Origin of the sequence: Novosphingobium arvoryzae, assembly GCF_014652615.1 — a bacterium.
GTDB lineage: Bacteria > Pseudomonadota > Alphaproteobacteria > Sphingomonadales > Sphingomonadaceae > Novosphingobium > Novosphingobium arvoryzae.
Map to the genome: position 1 here is coordinate 48,151 of NZ_BMZD01000007.1, position 12,643 is coordinate 60,793.

General features: G+C 67.7%; 13 protein-coding genes. 10 read left to right on the plus strand and 3 right to left on the minus strand.

Features of this window, described 5'->3' with window-relative positions:
• Positions 1-18: 18 nt before the first annotated feature.
• Positions 19-291, minus strand: coding sequence for a YnbE family lipoprotein (locus tag IE113_RS13370; protein ID WP_229822444.1), 273 nt, complete (start codon positions 289-291; stop codon positions 19-21).
• Complete coding sequence (locus tag IE113_RS13375; RefSeq protein WP_189542335.1) at positions 288-3,470, minus strand: intermembrane phospholipid transport YdbH family protein; 3,183 nt, start codon at positions 3,468-3,470, stop codon at positions 288-290. Before IE113_RS13375 ends, IE113_RS13370 begins: the two co-directional genes overlap by 4 nt.
• Positions 3,471-3,540: 70 nt before the next feature.
• Here IE113_RS13375 and radC point away from each other — a divergent pair, with 70 nt between their 5' ends.
• From radC to IE113_RS13410, 7 genes are all read left to right on the plus strand, one after another.
• The gene (radC, locus tag IE113_RS13380) at positions 3,541-4,233 is read left to right on the plus strand and encodes a RadC family protein (RefSeq protein WP_229822446.1); all 693 of its coding nucleotides are present in this window, start codon (positions 3,541-3,543) and stop codon (positions 4,231-4,233) included.
• Between the two features lie 3 nt (positions 4,234-4,236).
• Complete coding sequence (locus IE113_RS13385) at positions 4,237-4,953, plus strand: NRDE family protein (RefSeq protein ID WP_189542337.1); 717 nt, start codon at positions 4,237-4,239, stop codon at positions 4,951-4,953.
• 92 nt (positions 4,954-5,045) lie between these two features.
• Complete coding sequence (gene purB / locus IE113_RS13390; protein ID WP_189542338.1) at positions 5,046-6,359, plus strand: adenylosuccinate lyase; 1,314 nt, start codon at positions 5,046-5,048, stop codon at positions 6,357-6,359.
• A gap of 79 nt (positions 6,360-6,438) precedes the next feature.
• Positions 6,439-6,762, plus strand: a complete 324-nt coding sequence (locus IE113_RS13395) for a LapA family protein (RefSeq protein ID WP_189542339.1) — start codon at positions 6,439-6,441, stop codon at positions 6,760-6,762.
• Positions 6,759-7,436: an orotidine-5'-phosphate decarboxylase gene (gene pyrF / locus IE113_RS13400; protein WP_189542340.1), complete on the plus strand. Its 678-nt coding sequence runs from the start codon at positions 6,759-6,761 to the stop codon at positions 7,434-7,436. Before IE113_RS13395 ends, pyrF begins: the two co-directional genes overlap by 4 nt.
• A 60-nt stretch (positions 7,437-7,496) precedes the next feature.
• On the plus strand, positions 7,497-8,258 hold the full coding sequence (locus IE113_RS13405; RefSeq protein ID WP_189542341.1) for an SIMPL domain-containing protein: 762 nt from the start codon (positions 7,497-7,499) through the stop codon (positions 8,256-8,258).
• Between the two features lie 25 nt (positions 8,259-8,283).
• Complete coding sequence (locus IE113_RS13410) at positions 8,284-8,925, plus strand: phosphoribosylanthranilate isomerase (protein WP_189542342.1); 642 nt, start codon at positions 8,284-8,286, stop codon at positions 8,923-8,925.
• Between the two features lie 159 nt (positions 8,926-9,084).
• Here the strand turns inward: IE113_RS13410 and IE113_RS13415 are convergent, their stop codons facing one another.
• Positions 9,085-9,549 carry an outer membrane beta-barrel protein gene (locus IE113_RS13415; RefSeq protein WP_189542343.1) on the minus strand — a complete coding sequence of 155 codons (465 nt, stop codon included), beginning with the start codon at positions 9,547-9,549 and terminating at the stop codon, positions 9,085-9,087.
• A gap of 231 nt (positions 9,550-9,780) precedes the next feature.
• Here IE113_RS13415 and trpB point away from each other — a divergent pair, with 231 nt between their 5' ends.
• From trpB to accD, 3 genes are read left to right on the plus strand one after another with little or no spacing between them, the layout of a single operon-like run.
• A complete protein-coding gene (gene trpB, locus IE113_RS13420; RefSeq protein ID WP_189542344.1) occupies positions 9,781-11,001 on the plus strand; it encodes a tryptophan synthase subunit beta in 1,221 nt (406 codons plus the stop codon).
• The gene (gene trpA, locus IE113_RS13425; protein ID WP_189542345.1) at positions 10,998-11,783 is read left to right on the plus strand and encodes a tryptophan synthase subunit alpha; all 786 of its coding nucleotides are present in this window, start codon (positions 10,998-11,000) and stop codon (positions 11,781-11,783) included. Before trpB ends, trpA begins: the two co-directional genes overlap by 4 nt.
• Positions 11,784-11,791: 8 nt before the next feature.
• Positions 11,792-12,640 (plus strand): acetyl-CoA carboxylase, carboxyltransferase subunit beta, encoded by an 849-nt coding sequence (gene accD, locus IE113_RS13430; protein ID WP_189542346.1) that lies wholly within the window; start codon positions 11,792-11,794, stop codon positions 12,638-12,640.
• Positions 12,641-12,643 lie beyond the last annotated feature (3 nt).

Below are 12,643 nucleotides of genomic sequence, written 5' to 3' on the forward strand. Positions count from 1 at the left end.
CGTCAATTCTCCAACCCGTTAAAAGATATCAGGATTTTCCTTGATCGTATTCCCGGCGTCCGCCGCGAGACGATACACGACTTCCTGTTTGATGTTGATGTTCAGCTCGATCACGATCGGCTTGTCCGGTGCGTTCACGGAAATGCACCCGCCGAGCGCCAGCGCGCTGCCCATCACCACCCCCAGCCGGCTCACGCCCGGCCAGGCCGACCACCGTTTCCCGAAGCGCGTCCCCTGCATGGGGCCGGTTTTCGCAATCCGGGCGCGGTTGGTCAATGCATGGCGCTTCATGGCTTGTTCCTGCTGACTGGGGGCTGAATGGCCGGTTGTGCGGGGTTTGCCGGGGGTGGAGGCGGTGTTTCACCCCCGGCACCGGGCAGGCCCAGCACGCGCGGGTCGATGATGAACTCCTCGTCGTACAGCGCCTTGAACGAAGTCATGAGGCGCTGGAACGGCGCGCGGATGTTGACGTTGAACTGAATCGGCAGGCCCGCCAGGCTGCGCGTGACAATGCTGCCCTTCGCCCCATCGCCCTGCCGCACGCCCTCGATTTTCATCCTGGTGACGATTTCCCCGTCGAGCGCGCCGTCCAGCCCGATTTCCATCCGCCGGAAATCGAGCGAACGCAGCGTCTGGAACGCGAAATTGCCCATCGCGGACAAGTCCTTGTACGTCAGTTCGCCCACGTAGGAGATGTTCCCACCCGGTGCGCGCGAAGTCAGCAGGCCGCCGCGAATCCAGCCGCCGTTCTCGTCGAACACCAGCGGCAGCTCGCCATCGAATGTGCCGCGCGCGGCAATGTTGCCCAGTTCCAGCCGCTCCACGAACTTGGCCGCGTTGATGCCCGTCACCCGCAGCGTGTAACGCCGCGTTTCCGGCACGCCCAGCGCCATGCGGGTCGGCAGCAATTCGAGCGTGCCATCGATGAACGGCCACTTCGCCCCGTTCACCATCAGCACGTGATCCGGCAGCAGCTCGAACGACATTTCGCCGTCGTAGACCTCGATCCCCGGATTGATCGCGCCGATCTTCAGCCGCTGGTCGGGCGCGGTGACGAGGCCCAGCAGGTCAGTAAACTCGACCGTGCCGGAAACCCCGTCAGTCGGACCAAATGCCGCTGCGAAATCAAGTTTTTCCGTGCCGAACTTGCCAGTGCTTGTCACCTTTTCCGTCGTCCAGTCGATCCGCCCTGCCCCGCTGACGGTGCCGCGCGCGTTGGCGATCACACCCAGCGCCAGGTGAGTCAGCGTATCGGGCTGGACCGCCTTGTCGAACAGGATCCCCGGCACGGACAGATCGGCATGGCCGCGCGCCGTGGCGAGATCATGGGCGATGGACACGCGCACGATTTCGCGGTCGCTGGCCGGTTCGCGCAGCATCGCCTCGGCGCCGATGCGGTTGTCGCGCAGGGTCAGAGCCGCATCGCGGGCGATCAGCGGGCGGAACCGGTCATCCAGTTCGCGGTCCTCCAGCCGGAAGCTGGCACCCGCGATGGTCAGCGCGCCGTTGGCATAGCGCCAGTCCCCCGCTGCGCCCAGAATGTCGAGCGGGACCGCGCCGAGCCGCACGTCCGTCCCCACGAATCGTCCCGTGATGTCCTGCCCGATCCGGGCGGTCAGGTTGCTGATCTGGAACCGGTTGGCGCTCTCTGGCGGCCCCAGCGCGACATCGAGCCGGTTGGCCACCAGCGCGCCGGGAACGGCAAAGCCGACCGGGCCGCTGGCGATGCGGATCGGGGTATTGCCCAGCCGCCCCGCCACGTTCAGCGCGCCCGCGCCCGCTGCAAAGCGCACGCCGCGCGCATCGCTGCGCAGGATCGCGCCGCCGGAAGGCGGGCACAAGGTCAACGTGCGGCTGTCGATCGTGAGGTTGGCGAGCGAGAGGCTGTCAAACGTCAGCGGCAGGCAGCGCCGCCCCGCCGCCAGCCCGCTCCGCGCCGACCAGTTGCCGTCGAGCGGCACGCTCAGTCCGCGCGCGAACCCGCCCGGCAGCTTGCCGCTGGCAATCGCCCGCCCCGAAAAGCCGAGCGTCCCGGTGGGGCGCATCACCAGCACCAGTTCCGGCAGGGCCAGGCGCGAATCGGCGGCGCGGTATTCCGGCATCCGGAACCGGCCCAGCATCGTGCCGCCGGCCTGACGCTCGATCCGCCCGTCCAGCCGGGGCAGGCCCGTCCCGCCGGTCACGACATTGCCCGACAGGCGCAGGCCGGATTGCCCCCCGGCAGCGAGCTGGAACCGCGACAGGGCCAGCACATCCGCCCCGCTGCGCCCGCGCAGCACGCCGCGCGGGATCACCACGCTGGTCAGCTCGCCCGTCTGGCGGAAGGTATAGCCGGCGCTGAGGCGGCTGCCCTGCCCCTCGCGCGCCAGCCCTTGCCGGACCGCTGACAGCAGCGGTCCGCCCAGCGTCGTATCGAGCGAGCGCGCCAACCCGGCCAGTTGCCCGTCCAGCCCCGCGCCGGGGCGCACGTCCTGCCCGCTCAACGTGCCTTCGCTGTCGAACGTGGCCAGCCGGTCGCGGCTGCGCAACGTGCCTTCCAGCGCCAGCGTCGACGCCGCCAGCGTCCCGCCCAGCCGCGCGGCGGAGAGCCGGTAGCTGGCGGTCAGATCACCCTGCTTCAGCGAGAACCGCGAATCGCCGCGCAGCGCGGCCGCATTCTGCCCGCCCAGCCGCAGCGCGCCGGTTTCCAGCCCGGCCTGCCCGCCGACCGTGTCCAGCGCGGCATTGGCCGCCGCATCGATTTGCAGCCCGGCGCCGCGCAGTTGCAGCGCCTGCGCCGGGCAATCGAGCGCGGCCAGCCGCAGCGGCCCCTTGAAGCCGGGCGCGCCATCACGCGTGGTCACCGTGCCGAACAGCGATGCCTGTTCTGCGCGGCAGGCCCCGGCCGTCAGCTGCGGCGCAATCGCCGCGAGCGTGCCGGTGAAGCCGGAATGCAGATTGCCCCGCCCTTCGGCCTTGATCCCGACCGCGCCGAAATCGCTGTCCAGCCGGGCGCGGCCATCGACCAGCACCAGTTCCAGGCTCGGCAACCCGGATGGCCCCTCGCCGGTGCCTTCCAGCAGCGAATCGAGCTTGCCGAGCGAGAAGGACCCCGCGCGGTAGCTGCCATAGAGCCGGGGCCGCACCAGCGTGACGCGGCTGACGGCGGGAATGCCCAGCGTCGGCGTAATCTCGATCTCCACGCGCTCCACCGTCAGGTCGGGCCGGGCGGGATCGCCGATCACCACGTTCGTCAGCACCTGCCGCAGCGGGCCGACCGATTCGATGGTATAGGTGCCGGGCAGCTTGCGCGCGTCGAGTTGCCCCGCGATCACCGTGTCGGCAATCGTCTCGCGCTCGATCCAGGCGATGGTCAGCCCCAGCGCGGTCGCGCCCAGCAACCCGCCCATGATCCACCAGCGCTTGCGCCGGGGGGGCAGCGTCGGCACTTCCACCGGGTCTTCAGCAGGGTCAGCCTCTGGCGTGTCCATCGCCTTAGCCTTGCGCGCTCGGCCGTTGAAAGGCAATGCAGCATCGGTCAGCGGCAGGAACCATCGCCAAGTGCCAGAAACGGAACAGGATCAGCATCATGGCGCGGGACATCGCGCCCGGTTGCGTGAACGGCTGCTGACTGGCGGGGCCGAGGCGCTGGCCGATTACGAAGTGCTGGAATACCTGCTGATGACCGCGATCCCCCGCCGCGACGTAAAACCGCTGGCGAAGGCGCTGATCGCGCGGTTCGGCAGTCTGGCGGGCGTGTTCAATGCCGATGCCAAGGCGCTGGTACTGCATCCCGGCATGGGGGAAACCAGCGCCGCCGCGGTCAAGATCGTCGCGCTCGCCGCCCGCCGCCTCGCCCGCACCGGGGTGCAGGACCAGCCGGTGCTGGCCAGCTGGCAGGCGCTGATCGATTACCTGACGATCGACATGGCGCACTTGCACCACGAACGCGTGCGTGTGCTCTATCTCGATACCCGCAACCGGCTGATCCTCGATCACCATGTCGGCGATGGCGATATCGATCAGGCCGCGATCCACCCTCGGCAAGTGGTCAAGCAGGCGCTCGACGTTGGTGCGGCGGCGCTGATCCTGGTCCACAACCACCCCTCCGGCTCGCCCGAACCCAGCCGCGCCGACATCCAGATCACCAACAAGATCGTCGATGCGGCGGGCCTGATGGGCATTGTCGTCCACGATCATGTCATCATCGGGCGGCAGGGCCATGTCTCGCTGAAAGCCAAGGGACTCATCTAGAGCATGTGCGTCGCCGCCATCGCCTGGGCCGCGCATCCGCGCTGGCGGCTGGTCGCCATCGGCAACCGCGACGAATTTCACGACCGCCCCACCGCGCCGCTGCACCAGTGGGCAAACGGCATGATCGCCGGGCGCGACGAGCAGGCGGGCGGCACCTGGCTGGGCGTGGCCAGCAACGGCCGCTTTGGCCTGGTCACCAACTACCGGGTCGATGGCTATCCCCAGCCGCACCTCGCCTCGCGCGGGGACCTGGTGACGAACTGGCTGACCGGCCAGTCGCCGGGCGATGTGGCGGGGATGAACCCGTTCAACCTGTTCGTGGCGGGGCCGGAAGGGGCGCATTACGTGACCAACCACCCCGCCCCCCGCCGCGAAGCGCTGCCCCCCGGCATCCACGGCCTGTCGAACGGCGCATTCGCGCAGCCATGGAGCAAGACCCGCAAGCTTGAAGCCGCATTGGCGCGCTGGCTGGATGCGGACGCCTCGTCCGAAGCCCTGTTCACCCCGCTGGCGGACCGCACGCTGGCCACGGACGCGGAACCGGATGGACCATCGCCGCAATTCTCCGGCGTGTTCATCGTCAACCCGGTGTACGGCACACGCTGCTCGACGGTCATCACCGTCGATCGGGCCGGACGCGGATCGATCGTGGAGCGGCGGTTCGGGCCGGACGGGACAGAAACCGGCACGACGGCCCTGTCGTTCGACTGGCCAGCCTGAATCGGCCACCGAATCGCGCTTTCGGCGCGCGGGGGCTTGCCCTTGCGGCCCCGCCCGCCTAGCGGCGCGGGCGAAGCCTGAAGGAGTCGAACATGGTCCCCCGTTATGCCCGCCCCGCGATGGTTGCCATCTGGGAACCGGAAGCCCGCTACAAGATCTGGTTCGAGATCGAAGCGCACGCCACGCAGAAGCTGGGCGAGCTGGGCGTGGTTCCGGCCAGCGGCGCGCAGGCGCTGTGGGACTGGTGGGCGACGAATCCGGCCATCGACGTTGCCGCCATCGACGCGATCGAAGCCGTGACCAAGCATGACGTGATCGCGTTCCTCGATTGGGTGGCCCAGCAGGTCGGCCCCGAAGCGCGCTTCATGCACCAGGGCATGACCAGCTCCGACGTGCTGGATACCACGCTGGCCGTGCAGCTGGCCCGCGCGGCGGACATCCTGCTGGAAGACCTCGACGCGCTGCTCGCCGCGATCAAGCGCCGCGCCTATGAACACAAGTACACCCCCACCATCGGCCGCAGTCACGGCATCCATGCCGAACCGACCACGTTCGGCCTGAAGCTGGCGCAGGCCTATGCCGAGTTCGACCGCTGCAAGGCCCGCCTGCTGGCCGCGCGCGCGGAAGTAGCGACATGCGCGATTTCGGGCGCGGTCGGCACCTTCGCCAACATCGACCCGTCGGTTGAAGAATACGTCGCGGACAAGCTGGGCCTTGCGGTGGAGCCGGTCTCCACGCAGGTCATCCCGCGCGACCGGCACGCGATGTTCTTTGCCGTGCTGGGCGTGATCGCCAGCTCGATCGAACGGCTCGCCATCGAAGTGCGCCACTTGCAGCGCACCGAAGTGCTGGAAGCGGAAGAATACTTCTCGCCGGGGCAGAAGGGCTCGTCGGCCATGCCGCACAAGCGCAACCCGGTGCTGACCGAGAACCTGACCGGGCTGGCCCGCGTGGTCCGCTCCGCCGTCACCCCGGCGCTGGAAAACGTGGCGCTGTGGCATGAGCGCGACATTTCGCACTCCTCGGTCGAACGCTACATCGGCCCGGACGCGACCATCACGCTGGACTTCGCCCTCGCCCGCCTGACCGGCGTGATCGACAAGCTGCTGGTCTATCCGGAGCGGATGCAGAAGAACCTCGACAAGATGGGTGGCCTGGTCCACTCGCAGCGCGTCCTGCTGGCGCTGACCCAGGCCGGGCTGGAGCGCGACGCGTCCTATCGCCTCGTCCAGCGCAACGCGATGAAGGTGTGGGAATCGGATGGCCAGCTGAACCTGCTGGAGCTGCTGAAGGCCGACCCGGAAGTCACTGCCGCGCTATCCCCGGCGGAGCTGGAGGAAAAGTTCAACCTCGATTACCACTTCAAGGCAGTCGACACGATCTTTGCGCGGGTGTTCGGGGAATAAGCACTGCCCTTCCCTTCATGCCCGTTCCGGCATAGCATGACGGGCATAACTGGCTGAACTGCAAGGAGAGGGCCTGCCCATGCAAGTAATCCGCACGATTGTCTGGGTGCTGCTGCTGGTGGCGCTGCTGCTGTTCTCGATCAACAACTGGCAGCCGGTGGAAGTGAAGATCTGGGAAGGGCTGGTGCTGGAAACGCGCCTGCCCGCGCTGGTGATCGTGTCGTTCCTGGCCGGGCTGTTGCCGATGTGGCTGCTGCACAAGGGGGCGCGCTGGCGGCTCAACCGCCGGATTGCCAGCCTGGAAAACTCGGTCCGGTCGGTGGCGATTTCCACGCCGTCGAATGCTTCCCCCAGCAACCCGCTTGACGCTGGCGCCGCCGCGCCGCATTCGCCCGCCGCATGAACACGAACCCGATCTACCTCGCGCTGGACCTGCCGCGCCTCGAATCCGCTGAAGCGCTGGCACGCAAGGTGGCCGGCCACATCGGCGGGCTGAAGCTGGGGATGGAATTCTTCTATGCCCACGGCCACCACGGCGTGCACGAAATCGCCAAGATCGGACTGCCGATCTTCCTCGACCTGAAGCTGCACGACATTCCCAACACGGTTGCTGCCGCAATGCAGTCGATCCACGTGCTGGAACCGGCCATCGTCACCGTCCATGCCAGCGGCGGGCGGGCGATGATGGAAGATGCCAAGGCGGCAGCGGGCGAACATTGCAAGGTCGTGGCCGTCACCCTGCTGACCAGCCTCGATGAAGCCGACATGGCCGCGACCGGCGTCGGCGGTTCCGCCCACGATCAGGTGCTGCGCCTTGCCGACCTCGCCCATTCCGCCGGGCTCGACGGGATCGTCTGTTCGGGCCAGGAAGTGGGCGCGGTGCATCGGCAGTGGAAGGACGGGTTCTTCGTCGTCCCCGGCCTGCGCCCGGCCGAAGGCAAGACCGGCGACCAGAAGCGCACCGTCACCCCGCGCGCCGCGCGCGATGCCGGGGCCAGCGTGCTGGTGATCGGCCGCCCGATTTCCCGTGCCGAAGACCCGGTTGCCGCCGCCCGCGCGATTGAAGCGACGCTTTAGTTCAGCCCTGCGACAGCCTTCGCAGGGCATGGCAGGGCCATGATGCGAAGGAGTATCGCGATGAAATCCTTGAAGTTTGCCGCTGCACTGGCCGCCTCGCTGGCGGCTGCCAGCACGATTCCCGCCGCCGCGCAGGCGCAGGACACCGCGTCCGGGCCAGTCGTCGGCGCGGGCAACACGCTGCTGTCGCTCAGCGCCGAGGGGCGCTCTACCCGCAAGCCCGATCTGGCCGAATTCAGCGCGGGCGTAACCACGCAGGGCAAGACCGCCAGCGAGGCGCTGACCGGCAATTCGGCCGACATGAACAAGGTGATCGCAGCGCTGAAAAAGGCGGGCATCGCCGACAAGGACATCCAGACCAGCACCATCAACCTGAACCCGATCTATGGCCAGCCAGTGATCGGTCCCAACGGGCAGGTCGTGCAGGACGCGCGGATCATCGGCTATCAGGCGACCAACAACGTCAACGTCAAGCAGCGTGACCTGAAGCAGTTCGGCCGCGTGCTGGACACGCTGGTTGCCGCCGGGGCCAATCAGGTCAATGGCCCGAACTTTCAGGTCGACAATCCCGAAGCCGCGCTGGACGAAGCCCGCACCGCCGCGATGAAGGCCGCGCGGGCGCGCGCCGACCTCTATGCCAGGGCCGCGGGCCTGCGCGTGGTGCGCATCCTGACCATCAGCGAAAGCGGCGGTTACGTGCCGCAGCCGCGCGTGATGTATGCCAAGGCCGAAATGGCAATGGACGCCGCCCCCACCCCCATCGCGGCGGGTCAGGTGGAACTGTCGTCCAGCGTTTCCGTGCAGTTCGAACTGGCGCCCTGACCGCGCCCGCGCTAACCGGCGGGGCATGACCGGCCCCGCCATCAAGATCTGCGGCATTGCCAGCCCTGCGGCGCTCGACGCGGTGATTGCCGCGCGCGCGGATCACGCGGGGCTGGTGTTTTTCCCGCCCAGCCCGCGCAATGTCACCCTGGCCGACGCCGCCGCACTGGGCGCGCGTGCAGCCGGACGGATCGGGCGGGTCGGTCTGTTCGTCGATGCAGACGATGCGCTGCTGGCCGATGCGGTTTCCGCCGCCAGTCTCGACGCGATCCAGTTGCACGGCAAGGAAACCCCGCAGCGCGCCGCCGAATTGCGGGCACGGTTTGGCATTCCGGTATGGAAAGCGCTGTCCATCGCAAGCGCGGATGATGTCGCCAGAGCGGCTGCCTATGTCGGCGCGGTCGATCTGGTGCTGTTCGATGCCAAGACGCCCAAGGGCACCCTGCCCGGCGGCATGGGCCTGTCGTTCGACTGGTCGCTGCTGAGCGCCTGGAAAGCGCCGTGCGCGTGGGGGCTGGCGGGCGGCCTTTCGGCCGACAACGTGGCCGAGGCCGTGCGGCTCACCGGAGCGCCGCTGGTCGATGCCTCATCCGGCGTCGAATCCGCACCCGGCGTGAAGGACGCCGGCAAGATCGCGGCATTCTGCGCGGCGGTGCGCCGCGCCTGACCCCCTGAATACCAGCCACCACTTCATACCAACCGCCACTGCGTCACCCCGGATCAAGTCCGGGGTGACGGTGGGAAATATGGTGGGGTTCGGTGCCCCCCACGCAAAAGGGGCGGCCCGTTGCCGGACCGCCCCTCGCTCGGTGACCTTTGGATCAGTTCAGAACTTCACGCCCAGGCCCGCGACGACGGCATTGCCGTCCGGACGGTTCTGGTCGAGGAAGAAGTGGCGGTATTCGACCTTGCCATAAAGGTTGCCGCCGAACTTGTGCTCGTAACCCGCGCCCAGGTGGACGCTGTCGTTATCGCAGTTCGAGCAGGTTTCGGTGGTATAGCCACTGGCGATGAACAGCTTGCCCGCCTCGCCGGTCTTCACGCCGGCGCGGCCGGTCAGGCCGAAGGCGACCTTGGTGCCGGTGTCGGCGATCTTGTCGGCCGACACTTCGGCGCCCGCGAACAAGGTCTCGCCCAGGTCGAAGTCATAGCCCGCAGCGACGCCATAGCTGTCCTGCGTGTAGCCATCCGACCAGAACACGCCGCCGCGCGCCTCGACCCGGGCTTCGTTGGCCATGGCCGGCGAGGCAACCGCGAGCGAGGCCAGCAGCGGGAGAAGAACCTTACGCATGAGAATTACTCCTTCAAATTCAGCCCTGCGACAGGGCACGTCCGCCAAGTAGGAATCGCCGCCTTGCTGCCGGATGAACCTTTTGTTCGGAAATTGTCAGATACGAGTATAATGTTGCCAAAATGCAACATTAAATTCTAACATCTGGTAGAGAAACGCAGACCTTCAACACCAGCCAAAAGCCCGAAAGGCTGGACTTCGCCCGCCTGCTCTGCCAAGCGCGGCTGCGATATGACCGTGCAAGATCCCATCCCGAACACTTTTCGCAACCAGCCCGATGATCGCGGGCATTTCGGCCAGTTTGGCGGGCGCTATGTCGCCGAAACGCTGATGCCGCTGGTGCTGGACCTTGAGCGGGAATACACCGCCGCCAAGGCCGACCCCGCTTTTCAGGCCGAATTCGACGACCTGCTGGAGCACTATGTCGGCCGGCCCAGCCCGCTCTATTTCGCGCCGCGGCTGACGGACGAACTGGGCGGCGCGCAAGTCTGGTTCAAGCGCGACGAGCTGAACCACACCGGCGCGCACAAGATCAACAACTGCATCGGCCAGATCCTGCTGGCGATCCGCATGGGCAAGACCCGGATCATCGCGGAAACCGGCGCGGGCCAGCATGGCGTGGCGACGGCCACCGTCTGCGCGCGCTTCGGCCTGCCCTGCGTGGTCTACATGGGCGCAACCGACGTTGCCCGCCAGGCGCCCAACGTGTTCCGCATGAAGCTGCTGGGCGCGGAAGTCGTGCCCGTCACCGCTGGCGCGGCCACGCTGAAGGACGCGATGAACGAGGCGCTGCGCGACTGGGTCGCCAATGTCCACGACACGTTCTACATCATCGGCACCGCCGCCGGCCCGCACCCCTATCCGGAACTGGTCCGCGATTTCCAGAGCGTGATCGGCAAGGAAGCCCGCGCCCAGATGCTGGCGCGCACCGGCCGCCTGCCCGACCTGCTGGTCGCCGCGATCGGCGGGGGCAGCAATGCCATCGGCCTGTTCCACCCGTTCCTCGATGATCCCGGCGTGAAGATGCTCGGCGTCGAAGCGGCGGGCCACGGGCTGGACAAGGAACACGCCGCCAGCCTCGCGGGCGGGCGCCCTGGCATCCTCCACGGCAACAAGACCTACCTGCTGCAGGACGAGGATGGCCAGATCACCGAAGGCCACTCGATCTCGGCCGGGCTGGACTATCCCGGCATCGGCCCGGAACACGCCTGGCTGAAGGAAGTGGGCCGCGTCGATTACACCAGCGTCACCGATACCGAGGCGCTGGACGGCTTCCAGCTGCTCTGCCGGACCGAGGGGATCATCCCCGCGCTGGAGCCCAGCCACGCGATTGCCGCGGTCAAGAAGGTCGCGCCGACGATGCCGAAGGACAGCATCGTGCTCGTCAACCTGTGCGGACGCGGAGACAAGGACATCTTCTCCGTCGCGGAGCACCTGGGGGTGACGCTGTGAGCCGGTTCGAACGCGCCTTCGCCAAGGGTCCGGCCCTTGTCACCTTCATCACCGGCGGCGATCCCACGCCCGATGCCACGCCCGCGCTGCTCGACGCGCTGGTCGAGGGCGGCGCGGACGTGATCGAGCTGGGCATGCCCTTTACCGATCCGATGGCCGATGGCCCCGCGATCCAGTCTGCCAACCTGCGCGCGCTGGCGGCGGGGACCAAGACCGCGCACTTGTTCCAGATTGCCGCCGATTTCCGCGCCCGGCACCCGGACGTGCCGCTGGTGCTGATGGGCTATGCCAACCCGATGACGATTCGCGGGTCCGAATGGTTCGCGGCGGAATGCCGGAAGGCCGGGGTGGACGGCGTGATCTGCGTCGACATTCCGCCAGAGGAAGACGCTGAACTCGGCCCCGCGCTGCGCGCCGCCGGGGTTTCGCTGATTCGCCTTGCCACGCCGACCACCGATGCCGCGCGGCTGCCCGCCGTGCTCGAAGGCTCGTCGGGGTTCCTCTATTACGTCTCGGTTGCCGGGATCACCGGGCTGCAGCAGGCCGCGCAGGCCAGCATCGACGAAGCCGTCGCCCGGCTGAAGGCCGCCACCGACATTCCCGTCGCGGTCGGCTTCGGTGTGCGCACGCCCGAACAGGCCGCGAAGATTGCCAAGGTCGCGGACGGGGTCGTGGTCGGTTCGGCGCTGATCGATCTGGTCGCCCAGCACGGCGCGAATGCCGCCGGACCTGTGCGTGACCTGACGCGGGCCCTTGCCGACGCCGTCCATTCCGCGCGATAGGAGCCGACATGAGCTGGATCGACCGCGTTCGCAATTCGCTCCCCTTCACCACGAAGCGGGACACGCCTGACAACCTGTGGGTCAAGTGCCCTTCGTGCAAGGAAATGCTCTTCACGAAGGAGTACGAGGACAACCTGAGCGTCTGCCCGCGCTGTGAGCATCACGGCCGCATCGGCGCCGATGCGCGCTTTGCGCAGTTGCTGGACGCGGGCTTTGAAATCCTGCCTTCGCCCAAGGTGAAGGAAGACCCGCTGAAGTTCCGCGACAGCAAGAAGTACCCCGACCGGCTGAAGGCCGCACGCCTCGCCAACCCGCACCCCGATGCGCTGACCAACGCGCTGGGCAAGATCGGCGGGCACAAGGCGGTGCTGGGCGTGCAGGACTTTGCCTTCATGGGCGGGTCGATGGGCATGGCCGTGGGCGCGGCGTTCGTCGCGGGCGTTGACCGCGCGCTGAAGGAAAAGTGCGCCTATGTGATCTGCACCGCCGCGGGCGGCGCGCGGATGCAGGAAGGCATCCTCTCGCTCATGCAGATGCCCAAGACCACGGTCGCGGTCAGCCGCCTGAACCGCGCCGGACTGCCCTATATCGTCGTGCTGACCGATCCGACCACCGGCGGCGTCACTGCCAGCTATGCCATGCTGGGCGATGTGCAGATTGCCGAGCCCGGCTGCCTGATCGGCTTCGCCGGCCAGCGCGTGATCCAGGACACGATCCGCGAAAAGCTGCCGGAAGGGTTCCAGCGCGCCGAATATCTGCTGGAACACGGCATGATCGACATGGTCGTCCATCGCCGCGACCTGAAGGCCAGGCTGGCCACCGTGCTGGATTATCTGGGCGCGGCCAAGGCGGCCTGAGCG